Source organism: Parapontixanthobacter aurantiacus (assembly GCF_009827635.1).
In the GTDB taxonomy this organism is placed as follows: Bacteria; Pseudomonadota; Alphaproteobacteria; order Sphingomonadales; family Sphingomonadaceae; genus Parapontixanthobacter; species Parapontixanthobacter aurantiacus.
Window position 1 is genome coordinate 71,495 of sequence record NZ_WTYW01000005.1, and the last position, 16,257, is coordinate 87,751.

At 62.0% G+C, this 16,257-nt stretch carries 12 protein-coding genes; 7 read left to right on the plus strand and 5 right to left on the minus strand.

The window, feature by feature from the left end; translation table 11 throughout:
• Positions 1–96 precede the first annotated feature (96 nt).
• Positions 97–264, plus strand: a complete 168-nt coding sequence (locus tag GRI38_RS13185; protein WP_160685056.1) for a hypothetical protein — start codon at positions 97–99, stop codon at positions 262–264.
• Positions 265–337: 73 nt separating this feature from the next.
• Here the strand turns inward: GRI38_RS13185 and GRI38_RS13190 are convergent, their stop codons facing one another.
• Together GRI38_RS13190 and GRI38_RS13195 are read right to left on the minus strand one after the other, a co-directional pair.
• Complete coding sequence (locus tag GRI38_RS13190) at positions 338–1,117, minus strand: competence/damage-inducible protein A (RefSeq protein ID WP_160685059.1); 780 nt, start codon at positions 1,115–1,117, stop codon at positions 338–340.
• Between the two features lie 46 nt (positions 1,118–1,163).
• Positions 1,164–2,696, minus strand: coding sequence for a flavin-containing monooxygenase (locus tag GRI38_RS13195; RefSeq protein WP_160685062.1), 1,533 nt, complete (start codon positions 2,694–2,696; stop codon positions 1,164–1,166).
• A 129-nt stretch (positions 2,697–2,825) separates the two neighbouring features.
• Between GRI38_RS13195 and GRI38_RS13200 the strand changes: the two genes are divergently transcribed.
• Positions 2,826–4,907: a TonB-dependent receptor gene (locus GRI38_RS13200; RefSeq protein ID WP_160685065.1), complete on the plus strand. Its 2,082-nt coding sequence runs from the start codon at positions 2,826–2,828 to the stop codon at positions 4,905–4,907.
• Here GRI38_RS13200 and GRI38_RS13205 read toward each other — a convergent pair.
• The 3 genes from GRI38_RS13205 to GRI38_RS13215 form a co-directional block, all read right to left on the minus strand.
• Positions 4,904–6,307, minus strand: coding sequence for an O-antigen polymerase (locus GRI38_RS13205; RefSeq protein ID WP_160685068.1), 1,404 nt, complete (start codon positions 6,305–6,307; stop codon positions 4,904–4,906). The two genes, GRI38_RS13200 and GRI38_RS13205, sit on opposite strands and share 4 nt — an antisense overlap.
• A 49-nt stretch (positions 6,308–6,356) precedes the next feature.
• Complete coding sequence (locus GRI38_RS13210) at positions 6,357–7,757, minus strand: hypothetical protein (protein ID WP_160685071.1); 1,401 nt, start codon at positions 7,755–7,757, stop codon at positions 6,357–6,359.
• Between the two features lie 61 nt (positions 7,758–7,818).
• Entirely contained in the window at positions 7,819–9,906 is a 2,088-nt protein-coding gene (locus tag GRI38_RS13215; RefSeq protein WP_160685074.1) for a glycoside hydrolase family 3 C-terminal domain-containing protein, read from the minus strand.
• Between the two features lie 243 nt (positions 9,907–10,149).
• On the opposite strand from GRI38_RS13215, the gene GRI38_RS13220 reads away from it, so the two are divergent.
• The 5 genes from GRI38_RS13220 to metH are packed head-to-tail and all read left to right on the plus strand — an operon-like array spanning position 10,150 to position 16,254.
• Positions 10,150–11,139: an ArsR/SmtB family transcription factor gene (locus tag GRI38_RS13220; RefSeq protein ID WP_160685077.1), complete on the plus strand. Its 990-nt coding sequence runs from the start codon at positions 10,150–10,152 to the stop codon at positions 11,137–11,139.
• Positions 11,136–12,080, plus strand: coding sequence for a methylenetetrahydrofolate reductase [NAD(P)H] (metF, locus tag GRI38_RS13225; protein ID WP_160685080.1), 945 nt, complete (start codon positions 11,136–11,138; stop codon positions 12,078–12,080). The genes GRI38_RS13220 and metF overlap by 4 nt, the downstream gene beginning before the upstream one ends.
• Complete coding sequence (locus tag GRI38_RS13230; RefSeq protein WP_160685083.1) at positions 12,077–13,123, plus strand: homocysteine S-methyltransferase family protein; 1,047 nt, start codon at positions 12,077–12,079, stop codon at positions 13,121–13,123. Before metF ends, GRI38_RS13230 begins: the two co-directional genes overlap by 4 nt.
• On the plus strand, positions 13,120–13,653 hold the full coding sequence (locus tag GRI38_RS13235) for a GNAT family N-acetyltransferase (RefSeq protein ID WP_160685086.1): 534 nt from the start codon (positions 13,120–13,122) through the stop codon (positions 13,651–13,653). The genes GRI38_RS13230 and GRI38_RS13235 overlap by 4 nt, the downstream gene beginning before the upstream one ends.
• Entirely contained in the window at positions 13,654–16,254 is a 2,601-nt protein-coding gene (metH, locus tag GRI38_RS13240) for a methionine synthase (RefSeq protein ID WP_160685089.1), read from the plus strand.
• The last annotated feature ends 3 nt before the right edge of the window (positions 16,255–16,257 follow it).

Consider the following 16,257-nt stretch of genomic DNA (forward strand, 5'->3'; position numbering starts at 1 on the left):
CGATGACCTTCGCGTCGGCGAACCCATGAAGGCGGAAAGCAAAGGCCTCTCGTGCGTTGATCGAGCGAAACCTCTTTATTTTTGCCGGAGCTAATCATGGAATCCATCTGGACACTCGTCACGATCCTCGGGCCGGTCCTGCTAATCGCCGCGATCGTCTACGCATTCATTCGCAGCCGCTCGACCTCTCGCCGGGAGGAAGTCGAGGGCGAACGCGGGGCACGCGAATTGCGGCACGAACTGGAAGAGGACGAGCGCGGCTGAGAACAGGCTCGCCGACCGATATCAGGCGTTCGGTGCCGTTAGACCCCTCTTAGGTGCCATTGTGAAAAGCCGGTCAAATACCGCCCGGCGTAAAGTCGAAACCCGCGGCTGAAAGGGCGTCGCAGAGGCTGTGAAGGCAGCTTTCCGCGTCTGACTTGCTGGTCGAACGGATGACGAAGTTCGCGCCGACGCGCCCTTCGCGGAAGAAGGGGTAGCTGCCGATCTGGCAGTTTTCGTGGGTTTTTTCGATCTCGCGCAGAATGCCGGCGACCTCGCTTTCCGGAATGAAGCCGCCGACCGTTTCGCTGACGAGCGGCGCTCCACCTTCGAGCGTTCCGGTGAGCGCATCGAGCATTCCCGCGGCTATGTGCGGAACGCCTGCCATCATGAACAGATTGCCGATCTTGATGCCCGGCGCGCCCGACTTGCGATTGGCGATGAGTTCGGCGCCTTCCGGCGTCCGCGCCATGCGCAGCCGCCCTTCGTTGAGGCCGCCCTTGTCCGCATAATAGCGCTCGAGGATTGCGCGCGCTTCGGGATGCACGATGACCTCGACGCCGAGCGCTGCGGCGACCGCATCCACGGTGATATCGTCATGGGTCGGGCCGATGCCGCCGGTCGTGAAGAGGTAGTCGTTCGAGGCACGAAGGGCGTTGACGGCCTCGACGATGCGGGTCTCCACATCGGGCACGACGCGCACCTCGGCCAGGCGGATCCCCTGCACCTGAAGCCAGGACGCGACCTGCGCGATGTTCTTGTCGTGTGTCCGCCCCGACAGGATTTCGTCGCCGATAATGACGAGGCCGGCGGTATAGATACGTTCTGCGGAAGGGGTCGAAGCGCCGTCGGTCATCAGGCTTGCCGTTTAGGCAAATGCCCGCACGAACGAAAGGCGTTTCTCAATCGACCGCCTCGAATGATGTGCTGTCCGACGTCTCGCGCTGAAACTCGGTGGTGAAGGTAAGTATGCCGTCATCGACCGGGTCGCGTTCCATGCGCTTCTTGTCGAGAATGTATTCCTGATTGAGCCGCCAGGGATAGGAAACCGCGTTTTTCGGCATGATATGCTTGGATCGCTGGATATATCCGCTCGAGAAGTCGAAGACGTCGTCCTCTTCCAGCTGGTTTTCCTCGCTCGCAGTCAGGCGGGGGTAAGCGATGTTCGCTTTCCTTTCGTCCATCTTCTTGAGGATGCGGCAGACGTAATCGGCGTTGATATCCGCCCGCAGGGTCCAGCTAGCATTGAGATAGCCGAACACTACCGCGAGGTTCGGCACGTTCGAGAACATGCAACCCTTGTAGTAGAAGCGCTCGGCAAAATCGACCGGTTCACCGTCGATCGCGACGTCGATCTTCCCCGCTATGGCAAGTTGCAGCCCGGTCGCCGTCACAATGATGTCGGCGGGGAGAAACGATCCGTCTTCCAGTCTTATGCCGTCCTTTTCGAACGCCTTGATGCGGCCCGTGACGATGTCGGCCTTGCCCTCCTTCATGGCAACAAAGAGGTCGTCGTCAGGCACCAGGCAAAGGCGCTGGTCCCACGGATTGTAAGGCGCGGTGAAGGTCGCCTCGTCATATTTGTCGCCGAGCAGTTCCTCGATGCGCTTCTTCAGGTTTTCCTTGACCTTCTCCGGCTTGTTCTGCGCCATCTTGAAGGCGTAGTCCTGGAAGCGGATGTTCTTCCATCGCGTCAGCTTGTAAGCCGTTTCGATCGGCAGGACGCGCCGCAGGAAGTTGGCGATGCGATCCTTCGCCGGTCGGGCGAACATCCATGTCGGGGTTCGCTGAAGCATCGTCACTTTCGCCGCCTTGTCGGCCATCGAGGGAACGATGGTAACCGCCGTCGCGCCCGATCCGATGACCACGACGCGCTTGCCCGCATAATCGAGATCTTCAGGCCAGAACTGGGGATGCAGCACCTCCCCTTCGAACTCGCCGAGAGCGAACCCCGGGTCGTAGGGCGTGTCGTAATCATAATAGCCCGATCCGAGATAGAGCCAGCTCGCTGTCAACCGCCGACGGTCGCCATCGCAATCGATCGTCACGTTCCAGCGGGCTCTTGCGCTGTCGAAATCGGCTTTCAGGACCTTGTGCGAGAAACGGATGTGAGGGCGGATGCCGCGCTCGTCCACGATGCGCTCGAGATAGGAGAGGATCGTCGAGCCTTCGGCGATGCTGCGTTCGTGCCGCCAGGGTTCGAATTCGAAACCCAGTGTGTGCATGTCGCTGTCCGAGCGGACGCCGGGATAGCGGAAGAGGTCCCACGTTCCGCCGAGCTTCTCGCGCTGTTCGAGGATCGCGTAGCTCTTGCCGGGGCATTTTTCGAGCAGATGCGCCGCCATGCCGATGCCCGAAATGCCCGCCCCGACGATGAGAACGTCGAAATGGCTCTGGCTTTCGTCCGCGCCGGACTGGTTGTTCTCGCGACCCATTGCCTGTCTCTCCCTACAGCAATAATGATCAGATCGATTGTAATTTGCAACTGTCCTTCGCACAAGCACGGGTCCGCGTCGAGGCAAACGGCTTGCAATCCTGCGCCTATTGTTTGAGGCGCTTGTCCCATGCCCCCGATAAAACCGACCATTCGCACGATTTTGCCGCTTATCGCCTCATCAATCCTGCTGCCGCTGGCCCCCGCCGCCGCGCAGGATGACGAGCAAAGTTCCGAAACCGCAACGCCGGTCGAGCCGCAGAACGTCATTGTCGTCACAGGCGAGGGGCTGGACGAAACGCCCGCCGCTCCCGCCTATTCCTCGATCACCTTGGAACGCGCGCAAATCATCGCCACGCCGTCCGGTCGGCTGGAAGATGTCTTGGGCGCGGTCGCCGGCTTCCAGCAATTCAGGAGGTCCGACAGCCGCTCTGCCAATCCGACTGCGCAGGGAGCAACCTTGCGAGCACTGGGCGGCAATGCAACGAGCCGCGCGCTCGTCACGCTTGACGGCGTACCGATTGCCGACCCTTTCTTCGGTTACGTCCCCTTCAACTCCGTCGCGCCCGAGCGGCTCGGATCGATCACGGTGACCCGCGGCGGCGGGTCGGGACCGTTCGGTTCGGGCGCCTTGGCGGGAACGATCGCGCTCGAAAGTGCAGGCTATAGCGAGCTTGCACCGTTCGAAGGGCGCATCCTTGCGAACGATCGTGGTGAAACCGAAAGCAGCGCGATCCTGTCTTCTCGTCTCGGCGCAGGCTTCGTCACCGCGAGCGGACGATGGGACCGGGGCAAGGGCTTCTTCACGACGCCCGAGGATCAGCGTGTTCCCGCCTCGGCGCGAGCATCTTTCGACAACTGGTCGCTCTCTCTGCGCGGCGTCGCACCCGTCACTTCGGACATCGAATTGCAGGCCAATGCGCTGGTTTACGACGACCGGCGAACGCTGCGTTTCGAGGGGGCAGACAGCACGAATGAAGGACAGAATGCGTCGCTGAGACTGGTGGGACGCGGCGGATGGGCGTTCGATGCGCTTGCCTATATTCAAGCACGCGACTTCTCGAACGTCGTGATCTCCTCGACCCGGTTCACGCGCGTTCTCGACCAACGGTCCACCCCATCGACGGGCATCGGGGGGAAGATCGAATTGCAACCGCCGGTCGCCGAAACGCATGTTCTCAGGATCGGGACGGATTACCGGCGCGCGAGCGGCACGCTATCGGAAGATGCCTATAGCGCGTTCAGCGGTGCGCTGACCGAACGACGGAGCGCAGGAGGTGCGACGTCCGATCTCGGGTTCTTCCTGGAAGACGACTGGACACCGCGAGCGCTCGACGGGAAACTGGTGCTGAGCGGCGGCATCCGCGCCAGCCTGACACGCGTCACGGGCGGCTTCTTCGTTCGGCGCGATCCGGCAAACGTCGTGACCGAAAGGCTCGATGCGCCCGACCGCAGCGACTGGTCCGCGACCTATCGTGCCGGCGTGCTCTACCGTGTGACCGACGCCTTCGCTTTGCGCGCTGCCGCCTATAGCGGAGAGCGCGTCCCCACACTGAACGAGTTGTACCGGCCCTTCGTCGTCTTTCCGGTGGAAACGCTCGCCAATCCCGATCTCACGAACGAGCGTCTGGAAGGGTTCGAGGTAGGCTTCGACATCGTTCCGCAAACCGGCGTCGAATTGGCACTGACCGCGTTCGACAACCGCGTCGAGGATGCGATCGCCAATGTCACGCTGGAGGAGAATCTCAGGCAGCGGCAGAACCTGCCCGCGATCGAGGCGCGTGGTCTGGAATTCGATCTCGGCATCGATCTCGGTCGGATCGCTTTCGACGGAACACTGTCCTATACCGATGCGCAGATTGAGGGACGTGGACCGTCCCTTGCTCTCGACGGGAACAGGCCGCCACAGGTTCCCAGTTTCTCGGCGGCAGCGGCGCTGTCCTATCGTCCGGCAAAAGACTGGAACGTCGCGCTCACCCTTCGGCACGTCGCGGAGCAATTCGAGGGTGACCTCGAAACGGATCCGCTGCCCGCAGCAACGACACTCGGCATCTATGCCCATATCCCCGTCACGGATAATCTGCAACTCGTCTTCCGCGGCGAGAACTTGACGGACGAGAGAGTTGTGATGCGCAATTCGGGGGGCTCGCTCGACCTCGGGGCGCCGCGCACCTTCTGGGTGGGTATCAGGATGGACCTCGACCGGCGCTAGCGCTCGGCCACCATTTCGGCGAGCCGCTCCCGCCGTGCGCGCGGTGACGCTTCGGGGTCCGGTGCTGCCATGTTGATTTGGACTGTCGGGGACTGGCGCCAGCCATAGAGCCTCGCCAGCAGCAGGACGACGACCAGCGGTCCGAGATAGAACGGCACGACCCGCATGACCGAAACCAGCGCTCCGTCGCGAAAGACAACGATCGCAGTCGCGGCGACGAGGACGTAGCTCAAAAACGCGACCGGACCAGCACGTCTGACAGCCAGCCAGCGATAGGCGAGACCATAGGCGAGAGCCGTGACGAGCGACTGAATGACGATGCCGATCCAGCCGAGCGACATCCAGCCGATGCCTGGCATCGAAACGGTGATGCCGATGGGCTTGCCGTAATCCCACAAATTGAAGAACTGCACCGGAGATCCCACCGGCTTGTGCTTCCAAAGCGCACGCGGGACGGGTTCGGTGAAAATCTGCAGATTGTTCGCGAAGTAGTCGTAGCTGCCGGTGCGTTGCGGAACCGCGTGAACGACATACTCGAAATACTCCATGTTCGCGAAGTCCATGTGTTCGAGGGGCTGCAGGTCGCGCAGATTGGTGAGCCTCGATTGCGGTTCGTCGACGAAGATCTGTCGCACTGCGCTGCCGCGGTCGATCACGATGACGTTGAAAGCTAGAGCCGTCATGGCGAGCAGCGCGAAGCTGCGCGGATCGACCCAGCGGCGACCGCGTTCCAGCAGATAGAGCATGCCTATCGCCAGAACCGCATAGACGAGCGGACCGCGCGTACCGCTGCCCGACTGGAGGAGGGCGAAACCGGCGAAGAACAGCCAGCCCCACCAGCGATAGCGGCTTTGCCACAAGACCATCACCGAGAGGGGCGCGAGGATGAGGCCCAGATCGGTGAGCCATCCAACATTGACCGTATTGACCTGCACGCCGGTCGCCGCGTCGCGAACCATGGTGTCGAACTCGTTCGCGCGGCGCGACCAGTTGCCGATCTGCGAATAGATTGCGGCTGGGGCCAGCAGCACGGTCGTGAGCAGGACAGGCTTGGCGAACATCGCGCGTGCCGCCGCGAACCTCTCTGCAGCGACTTCCGGAACGTTTCTCCGACAGAACGCAAGACTGGCCGTGACGAAGACGAGCATGGCCAACGTTGCTCCGACGACGACGGTCAGCTTGTCCCCGATGGAGGGGCGGAATTCGTAAAGCCGATAGACGAAATCGAAGTCGTATAGCCAGGCGATGATCGGGCGAAAGACGAAAACGAAACCGTGAAAGGCAAGGTATAAGGTGGCCGGGTGCGCAACCGAGGCCTGTTCCTGCCGGAAATAGATGACGCAGGTCGCCAGGAAAACAAGCAACGCTGCCGCCAGGGTCGTAGGGTAGAGCGCGTCCATGACAATAGTGATGGTTAATCGCGCGAGCGAAGAAGGAACAGACCGCCGATTAAGTTTTGCGCCGTTTCAGGCCTTTGATGAAAAGCTGCATGTCACCAAATCTTTGCCCCGAGAAAAGCGAAGCCACGAAGGCTCCGGGCGACGTATTGGCGGCCTTGGTCGCGCTGAGGAGGGCGGGCACGAACTGGCCGAGCTCTGCTACGACGAGCAGAACGCAGACCGTGAAAAGGCTGGCTCCGCCGAAGGCCAAGGCAACCGCAATGAGGAAAGCGGTGATCGAGAAGGCCAGATAGATGCTGGCGAACGCAACGTGCCGGTTGACGGCGGACAGCAAAGCAGTGGGGCTGGCTGACAACAGGCGCAATGATGCGGCAAGACATAGCATCATTGCGACAGGTCGGTCGAATTCGGTCTTTCCGGATGTCAGCCAATCCTGAAGCATGGGGCCTGTAAGCCAGAGCAGGGCTGCGAAACCGCTCGCCGCGATGATCGTGATCGACGTCGTCGTCGCGAACAGCCGCCGCAAGAGATCGCTTCGATCGATCGGGGAACCGGCAAAATGCGCCGCCTCGTAATATTGCGAGGCGAACAGGAAGTTCGTTGCCAGATCCAAGAGCCTGACGATGGTGCGCGTCGCGACAAAGCCTGCCAGCACAATGGGGCTGAAGGCGAAGCCAATGAGGAGCGTATAGCCCGACAGGTTGAGGGCATGTACGGCCGGAAGGGCCATGAAACCGAGCGCCGGTGGGACGATCGCGCGCCAGCTTTGCCCAACTGACGACGAACCGGCCTCGCTTCGCATGGACCGTGCGGGGCGGGCAAAGAGCCACGCGATAACGGAGAAGGCGATACGTGCTCCCAGCATGGCCAAAGCCGCTTCGACGATGGCCCCTCCCAACACGACGCAAACAGCGATCGCAATCGCCTCGGCCGCCGTTGCCGTCGCTTGTAGAACGACGTGGTCGGGATAGCGGCCCGCATTGCGCAGCGGCACTTCCATCGCCGAGAGGGGCAGGGTCGCGACGACGTAGCCCGCGAAGATGCCGAGTGCAGTGAGCATTTCCGGCGACCAGTCGATTACGATCCCGGCGAACGGCAGGGCGAGGATCGAAGCTACTGCGAGCAACAGGAGCAGCAGCGTCGCAGTGGCCGCCAGCACGATGCTCGACCGGAAAATCGGTCTGAAAACCGCAGGATCGCTCTTTTCCGAAAGGACGTGGTTGGATGCGGCGGCGAAGAACACCGTCGAAACCGTCTGAAAGATCATCGGTAGGGAAAACAGCATCAGCCATCGCCCGATCATCGCCTCCGACCAGAACAGGAAAAGGAGCGGCAACAGCCCCAGCTGCGTCGCAATCCTGAGAATGAGCGAGAGAGCGTTGGCGAGCAGGCCTCGGCGGAGCCGAAGCCCGTCTCCGGATTTGTCAGGTTTGCCGGAAACGCTCGTCATGGGCGCTGCCTCTGCGCGATCAGGAGATTTGGCACAAGCGGGGATTGACGGCTTTGTCTCCTCAGCCCGTCAGCCTCGAAATGCTTTCCGGCTTTTCCGAGGCAAGTGCGCCTCGTTCGCTCGAACGGCTTCCGGCAAAGCGCAGCATGGCCTGGGCAAGATCGGCTGGCAGTTCGATTTCGCGGGAAATGGTTCGCTGGCTGCTCGTGCCGATCGCAATTTCGTAGCGACCCGGATCGAGCGCGAGGCGACCGTCCGCACGATAACGACCGAACTCGCCCGCCGCGAGGTCGAACGTCATCTTGCGCATTTCGCCGGGTTCGAGAGCCACGCGGGCAAAACATTTCAGTCGGAGCGGACGGGCTTCGCCGTCGGGATTGCATGGCCTGAGATACAATTGCGCCGTCTCGGTGCCTGCCATTGTCCCGGTGTTGCGCAGGGCGAAGGACGCGATGACGCGATCCTGCGCCAGTTCCAGTGAAACGTCGCTATATGTGAAGGCGGTATAGGCGAGACCGTGTCCGAGGGGGAACAGCACCTTTTCGCGTTCGTCGCGCAAGTCAAAGGTCGTGAGCGCAACGGGCAGCTTCCCGGAGGGATTGAAGGTTCCGCAGAGGATCTCGGCAAGCGCCTCGCCGCTTGCAACGCCGAGGCGACCGGCAAAGACGATCGAGGCGACGAATGGTGCAGCCCAGCCGAGATCGGCGCGCCCGTCATTGAGGACGACGAGCACAACCTTCGGATTGGTCTTGGCAACGGCGAGCACCAATTGCTTCTCACGCCGCAGGCTGGCCGGGTCGTCCGCATCGGCGGCAATGGCGATGACGATCCGGCTGGCCCTCCCGGCGGCGTCGCAAGCGAGGCCGATCGCCATGCGGTCCGCGCGGCTGAGATTGCCCTCCCGATCCTCTTCGTCGGCCGCGCCTTGTCCAAGGCCGCGTAACTGGCGTACGAAGCATCCCTGCTTCAGCAGCCCCTCGTGCAGGGAGGTTGCGGCAACGGAGCGGGCATTGCCGCCTAACGCGAAGTGTTTGTCTTCCGCCAGCGGTCCCAGAAGCAGGATCGAGCGATCGACAGTCGTGTCGAGCGGCAAGATCGCATCGTTGTTCTTGAGCAGCACGACGGATTTGCGTGCAATGTCGCGTGCAACTTCGCGATGGATGTCGGGCAAACCCGCGCTGCCGCTCCGCTCGCGTCGCAGATAGAGCGAAGGGTCGCGGAACAGGCCGAGATCGAACTTGGCCCCAAGAACGCGGCGTGCGGCATCCTCGATCTCGATGAGCGGAACCTGTCCGTCGCGTGCTGCCTCTGCTACGGCGGCGACCGGGAAGGTGTGAGAGCGCTCGCCATCGAACGCATCGCCGAGTGCGCGTCGCACGATCTCCGACCATTTCGACAGCACTATCGCGCCGAAATCCCAATTGACGCCAAGCGGATCGATCGGAAACTCCTGTCCCTCTTCCTTCTTTTCGAACGTAACGCTGGCTACCCTCCCGTCGCGCGCAGCCGCGAGATAGGCAGGCAGGAAGTCGTCGATCGCTGCAGTATCTTCTCCATGCACCGAATTGCGCGCCATGCGGCATTCGAGTGAAGCCAGCATCGTATCGGGACGAATGAGACGGTCCCCTTGAATGCCGCGAATACGGGCCGCGACGATGCGCGCGGCCAGGGTCGGCTCTTCCGCCGCCAGTTCGCGCGCGCCCCGCGCCGTGATGCTCGGCCCGAAGGCCCAGTTCGCCCCGTCTGCGGTGGCTTCGATCGTGGCGATCCGATCCATTCGCGCAATCGTTTCCGGATCCCAGCTGGCGGCTGCTGCGAGGGAAGAGGGGAAGGCTGTCCAATGACCGCCTTCGAGGCTACAGGCAGTCAGAAGCGGCAGGCCGAGCCTGCTTCTGCCAACCGCAACATCGCTGGCTGCCGCAATGATTGGGCGCGGATCCCCCGCGACTTTCCGGTCGAGCCACAAAGTGCCGACCTCGCCGCGTTCGAGTGCGGCGACAAGGCTATCCGAAAGGCTGTTTTTCGAGTTTTCCTTCGACAAATCGTAAATAACGAGCTGGCCGAGCAATTCCTCGATACTCATCATCGCGACAAGATCGTCGACCAGTCTCGTGCGTTCGGCGATCAGTCGGCCTGTCCGGTCAAACATCGCCGCGATACCCACAGTTCCTGACCGCCGGAAAAGTCATTCCGCCAGTCTGCGTCTGTGCATAGGATGAGCGGCATTCCCGCATGACGAGCTTGTTCCGGTACCTTTCGAACGCGTTTGAGAAATGCTGAACGAAAAAGGTTAATTTTTCCTTGAACGAAGTTTCGGTCTCGTCGCCCCGAACCATGCGAGGAAAACCGATTTACACATATAAAAATATCTTTATATCCTGGTCGCCGAACCATGCTGACCGAAACGATCTTTCGCGCACTTGCCGATGCGACAAGGTTGCGCATCTTGCGCCTGCTGGGCGAAATGGAACTGGCTGTCGGCGAACTTGCGCAGGTTCTGGGCCAGAGCCAGCCGCGCGTGTCGCGTCACGTCGCCATCCTGTGCGATGCCGGACTGGCGGAGCGTCGGCGCGAGGGCAGCTGGGTTTTCCTTCGCGCGCATCCGGTCATGGAAAACCGTTCGCCCCTGCTCGATGGGGTAGCGCGGTTGCTCGTCCATGCCGAGCGCGAGGATGCCGAGTTCGGCTCTTTGTGTGAAAGCGATCGGCGCAAGCTCAATGCGATCAGGCGATCCCGCGAAGCGAGCGCCGACGCCTATTTCGAACGTCATGCCGCCGACTGGGACGAGTTGCGCAGCCTTCATTCCTCCGACAGAAAGGTCGAGCAGGCGCTGTCCGACGCTCTTCAGGAGGAGCCGATCGGTCGGCTTCTCGATGTCGGGACCGGCACGGGCCGGATGGCGGAACTCTTCGCCCCGCGTGCGGACCATATCGTCGCGCTCGACAAGAGTCTCGAAATGCTTCGGATAGCGCGGGCCAAATTGCAGAACCTGCCGCCTGAAAAGGTCGAACTGGTCCAGGGCGATTTCGGCGATCTGCCCTTTCCGGCACAAAGCTTCGACACGGTAATGCTACACCAGGTGCTGCATTTCGCGCAGGACCCGGCTGGCGTGCTGGCCGAGGCGGCGCGCGTATCAAGACCCGGCGGGCGGATCGTTATCGTCGATTTCGCTTCGCATGATTTTGAGGAACTGCGCGATCGCCATACGCACACCCGCCTCGGTTTTGCCGATGCCGATATGGAGCATGTGCTTGCCTCCGTGGGTTACGAGCCACGCAGGCCCATCGCGCTCGAAGGCGGCAAGCTGGTCGTCAAGATATGGTGCGCGCGGCGCGTCGGTGCCGCCGGCGATGAAACCGTCAGGAAAGTCTTGTCATCATGATCCGTTCGCTCGACGAAATGAACGAAGCGCGCATGGCGCTCGACACCCCGCTTTTCTCTGGCCTGAAGGGCGACATTTCGGCCTCTTTCGAATTCTTTCCGCCGAAGACGGAGAAGATGGAAGCGAAGCTGTGGGATGCGATCCAGGAACTCGTGCCGCTTGGGCCCGGCTTCGTTTCGGTGACCTATGGTGCTGGCGGTTCGACGCGAGAACGCACGCATGCGACGGTCTCGCGCATCATTCGCGAAGCACGCATTCCGGCAGCCGCCCACCTGACCTGCGTCGCGGCGAGCAAGGCTGAAATTCGCGAAGTTGCAGAGCAATACTGGCAGGAAGGCGTGCGCCACATCGTCGCGTTGCGAGGGGATAATGGCGAACCCGGTGCGGCGTTCGAACCTCATCCCGACGGCTACGCTAATGCGATGGAACTCGTCGCCGGGCTCAAGGACATCGCCGACTTCGATATTTCGGTCGCCGCCTACCCGGAAACGCATCCCGACGCGACCTGCCCCGAAGCCGACATCGACAATCTGAAGCGCAAGCTCGATGCTGGCGCGAGCCGCGCGATAACCCAGTTCTTCTTCTCTCCGGAGACCTTCTTTCGCTTTCGCGATGCGGCGGCGAAGCAGGGTATTGATGCGCCCATCATTCCCGGCATCCTGCCGGTCACGAATGTCGCTCAGGCGCGCAAGTTCGCCAGCCAGTGCGGCGCGAAGATCCCCGACTGGATGGACGGTCTTTTCGAGGGGCTCGATCAGCGCCCGGCGGCGCGGCAACTGGTGGCAGCCACCATCGCTGCGGAACTGTGTCGCCGCCTCTATGCAGGCGGCGTGCGCGATTTTCATTTCTATACGCTCAATCGCGCTGACCTGACCTACGCCATCTGCCACATGCTCGGCATGCGGCCCGAAACGAACAACGTAACGGAGGTCGCGGCATGAACGTTCGTCAGCGCCTGATCGAGGAGGCATCGCAAGCGATCCTCATCAAGGACGGTCCTTACGGGACCGCGATCCAGAACGCGAAGCTCTCGGCAGAGGACTATGCAGGCGAAACCGGCCTGTCCGCCGACCAGAAAGGCAATAACGATCTCGTCAATTTGACGCAGCCCGAGGTCATTCGAAGCATCTGCGATCGCTACATTGCGGCGGGTGCGCGGGTTCTCGCGACGAATACCTTCAATGCGAACCGCATCAGCCAGGCGGATTACGGGGCGGAGGAACTGGTCGGGGAAATCAACCGCGCGGCGGCCCGCATCATTCGCGAAGCGGTGGACGCGGCAAAGGCAAAGGACGGTATCGAACGCTTCGTTTGCGGCGCAGTCGGCCCGACGAACAAGACCCTGTCCCTCTCGCCGCAGGTCGAGGACCCAGGCTATCGCGAAGTCACGTTCGATGAAGTGAAGGACGTCTATCGCGAGCAGTGCGCTGCGCTCGTCGAGGGCGGGTGCGATTGCATCCTGATCGAGACGGTCTTCGACACGCTGAATTGCAAGGCGGCAATCATGGCTGTGCGCGAACTGGCCGACGAGATGGAGCGGGACATCCCACTCATGATCTCACTGACCCTGACCGACCTGTCGGGCCGCAACCTGTCGGGTCACACGGTCGAGGCGTTCTGGTATGCCGTACGCCACGCCAATCCCGTTGCGATCGGTCTCAATTGCAGTTTCGGTGCGGAGCAGTTGCGTCCGCACGTCCAGCTCTTGTCGAGCATCGCCGACACGCTGCTGCTGGCTTATCCGAATGCCGGGCTTCCCAACGAACTCGGCGAATATGACGAGCGGCCCGAGGAAACGGCGGGACTGGTCAGGCAATGGGCGGAAAACGGCCGGGTCAATATCCTGGGCGGCTGCTGCGGTTCGACGCCCGAACACATCGCCGCCATGGCTCGTGCCGTTGCCGGGATGCCGGGACGCAAGATTCCCGAGCGCGATACCAAGATGCGGCTCGCCGGCCTCGAACCCTTTACGATCGCCGCATGAACTTGCCGGAAGTCACCATTCGCCCGGCCGATGCGTCGGATGCGGAGAGGCTTGCGCTGATCGGCGCGACCACTTTCGCGGAAACTTATGCAGGTCTCGTCGATGGTCAGGCGATCGTCGATCATTGCGCGAGCGCCCATACCCCGGATGCCTATCGCAACTTGTTGAACGAGGGCGCGGCAGCCTGGCTGGCGCTTGTCGAACCGGGCGCGGCGCCGGCCGGTTATGCGCTTACTTACGAACCCGATCTGGAGGCAGCGGAACCGGGCGATCGCGAATTGCGACGCATATATGCCCTCTCGCGCTTTCATGGTGCCGGGGTCGGAGCAGCCTTGCTCGACGCGGCAATAAGGGGCAGCGGGGACAGCGAGAGGCTTCTCGTCGGCGTAAAGAACGACAACCACCGCGCCATTTCTTTCTATCGCAAACAGGGGTTCGAGCAGATCGGTACGCGAACATTCTCCGTCGCCTGCAAGAGCTACGACGATCTCGTGCTTGCCCGTCCGATTGCCGCCAAAGCGAGCCAGTAAATGTCCGACCTTTCGACCGCGCGCTTCGTCAATATCGGCGAACGCACCAACGTTACCGGCTCCGCCCGGTTCAAGAAGCTCGTCATGGCCGACGACTATGCCGACGCGGTCGAGGTCGCGCGTCAGCAGGTCGAGAACGGCGCGCAGATCATCGACGTCAACATGGACGAGGGGCTGCTCGACGCGAAGCAGGCCATGACGACCTTCCTCAAGCTGATCACCGCGGAGCCCGATATCGCGCGCGTTCCGGTCATGATCGACAGTTCGAAATGGGAAGTGATCGAGGCCGGCCTGCAATGCGTCAGCGGCAAGCCGATCGTGAACTCGATCTCCATGAAGGAGGGCGAGGACGCATTTCTACAACAGGCGCGCAAATGCATGAATTACGGCGCGGCGGTCGTTGTCATGGCATTCGACGAGACGGGTCAGGCCGATACGAAGGAGCGCAAGGTCGAAATCTGCAAGCGGGCCTACGACCTGCTGACCGGTATCGGATTTCCGCCCGAGGACATCATCTTCGATCCCAACGTTTTCGCGGTCGCGACCGGCATCGAAGAGCATGACCGTTACGGTCTCGACTTCATCGAGGCCGTGCGCGAGATCAAGGCTGCGTGCCCCCATGCAAAAACCAGCGGCGGCCTTTCCAATCTCTCCTTCAGCTTTCGCGGAAACGAGATGGTGCGCCGGGCGATGCACTCGGTCTTTCTCTATCACGCCATTCCCGCAGGGCTCGACATGGCGATCGTCAATGCCGGCCAGCTCGACGTGTACGATCAGATCGATCCCGATTTGCGCGATGCATGCGAGGACGTGATCCTGATGCGCCCCGTAGAGGGCGAAGAAAGCGCGACCGAGCGGCTCATCGCGCTCGCCGAAAGTTACAAGGGACGCTCGAAGGAAGATGACCGGCAGGCCGCGGAATGGCGCGGATGGCCAGTCGAGAGGCGGCTCGAACACGCCCTCGTCAAGGGCATAGACGCTCATGTCGTCGAGGATACCGAGGAAGCCCGGCTGAACGCCGAGAAGCCGATCCATGTCATCGAAGGCCCGCTGATGGACGGCATGAATGTCGTCGGCGACCTGTTCGGATCGGGCAAGATGTTCCTGCCGCAGGTGGTGAAGTCCGCACGCGTCATGAAAAAGGCGGTGGCGCACCTCATCCCCTTCATCGAGGCGGAAAAGGAAGCTGGGGCCAAGAAGAAGGGCACGATCGTCATGGCGACGGTCAAGGGCGACGTGCACGATATCGGCAAGAACATCGTGGGCGTGGTTCTGCAGTGCAACGGATACGAAGTCGTCGATCTCGGCGTGATGGTCCCATGGTCACGCATCCTCGCCGAGGCGAACGACAACGATGCCGACATGATCGGGCTTTCGGGCCTCATCACTCCTTCGCTCGACGAGATGGTCACCGTCGCCGAGGAAATGCAGACGGCGGGCATGACCATGCCGCTGCTCATCGGCGGGGCCACGACCAGCAAGGTGCATACCGCACTCAAGATCGACGGGGCTTATGAAGGGCCGGTCGTGCACGTGCTCGATGCGAGCCGGGCGGTGGGCGTCGCAAGTCGCCTGCTGTCGGACACGCAGCGCGATGCCTTCGTCGAGCAGACTGCCGCCGAATATGAAGACGTCCGGGCAAAGCGAGCGAACAAGGGGCAGTCCGATCTCATGCCGCTGGCCGAGGCGAGAGCGAACGCCTTCGTCGCCGACATGGACGAAAAACCGGCGGCACCGGCGAAGCCCGGCCTGCACGTCTTCGACCACTGGTCGCTGGCCGATCTGCGTGAGACGATCGACTGGACGCCGTTCTTTCGCGCTTGGGAATTGCACGGCAACTATCCCGCCATCCTGAAAGACGAGGTCGTCGGGGAAAGCGCCAGAGCGCTTTGGTCCGACGCGCAGGCAATGCTCGATCGGATCGTCGAGGAGAAGTGGCTCACGGCGAAGGGCGTTTGCGGCTTCTGGCCCGCCCGACGCGAAGGCGACGACGTCGTTCTCGGCAATGGCGTGCGCCTTCCCTTTCTGCGCCAGCAGGTAAAGAAAAGCCGCGACCGGGCGAATTTCTGCCTCGCGGACTTCATCGACGAGAGCGACGACTGGATCGGCGGGTTTGCCGTATCGATCCACGGGATCGACGATCATATCGCCCACTTCAAGGCGGAGAACGACGACTATTCCGATATCCTCCTGAAAGCGCTCGCCGACCGGTTCGCCGAGAGTTTCGCGGAGCGCCTGCATCAGCACGTCCGGACCGATCTGTGGGGTTATGCCCCCGGCGAGCAGCTGACGAACGAGGCGCTGATCAAGGAGCAGTATCGCGGCATCCGGCCCGCGCCGGGCTATCCTGCCTGTCCCGATCACAGCCTTAAGCCGATCCTGTTCCATCTGCTGCAGGCCGAGGCAAAGACCGGAGTCCAGCTGACGGAAAGCTTCGCGATGCTGCCCACGGCGGCGGTGAGCGGTTTCTACTTCGCGCACCCGGCGTCCGAATATTTCGGAGTTGCCCGCGTCGGGCGCGACCAGCTCGAGGATTATGCAGAGCGTCGGGAAGTGGATCTCGCAACGGCGGAACGGTGGATACGACCGAACCTCGACTGAGGG

Bases quoted from the DNA above. Each gene is read 5' to 3' on its own strand.
- GRI38_RS13185 (WP_160685056.1), top strand. From the start codon at position 97: ATGGAATCCATCTGGACACTCGTCACGATCCTCGGGCCGGTCCTGCTA.
- GRI38_RS13230 (WP_160685083.1), top strand. From the start codon at position 12,077: ATGAACGTTCGTCAGCGCCTGATCGAGGAGGCATCGCAAGCGATCCTC.
- GRI38_RS13195 (WP_160685062.1), bottom strand. From the start codon at position 2,696: ATGGGTCGCGAGAACAACCAGTCCGGCGCGGACGAAAGCCAGAGCCAT.
- GRI38_RS13220 (WP_160685077.1), top strand. From the start codon at position 10,150: ATGCTGACCGAAACGATCTTTCGCGCACTTGCCGATGCGACAAGGTTG.
- GRI38_RS13210 (WP_160685071.1), bottom strand. From the start codon at position 7,757: ATGACGAGCGTTTCCGGCAAACCTGACAAATCCGGAGACGGGCTTCGG.
- GRI38_RS13215 (WP_160685074.1), bottom strand. From the start codon at position 9,906: ATGTTTGACCGGACAGGCCGACTGATCGCCGAACGCACGAGACTGGTC.
- GRI38_RS13200 (WP_160685065.1), top strand. From the start codon at position 2,826: ATGCCCCCGATAAAACCGACCATTCGCACGATTTTGCCGCTTATCGCC.
- GRI38_RS13235 (WP_160685086.1), top strand. From the start codon at position 13,120: ATGAACTTGCCGGAAGTCACCATTCGCCCGGCCGATGCGTCGGATGCG.
- metH (WP_160685089.1), top strand. From the start codon at position 13,654: ATGTCCGACCTTTCGACCGCGCGCTTCGTCAATATCGGCGAACGCACC.
- GRI38_RS13205 (WP_160685068.1), bottom strand. From the start codon at position 6,307: ATGGACGCGCTCTACCCTACGACCCTGGCGGCAGCGTTGCTTGTTTTC.
- metF (WP_160685080.1), top strand. From the start codon at position 11,136: ATGATCCGTTCGCTCGACGAAATGAACGAAGCGCGCATGGCGCTCGAC.
- GRI38_RS13190 (WP_160685059.1), bottom strand. From the start codon at position 1,117: ATGACCGACGGCGCTTCGACCCCTTCCGCAGAACGTATCTATACCGCC.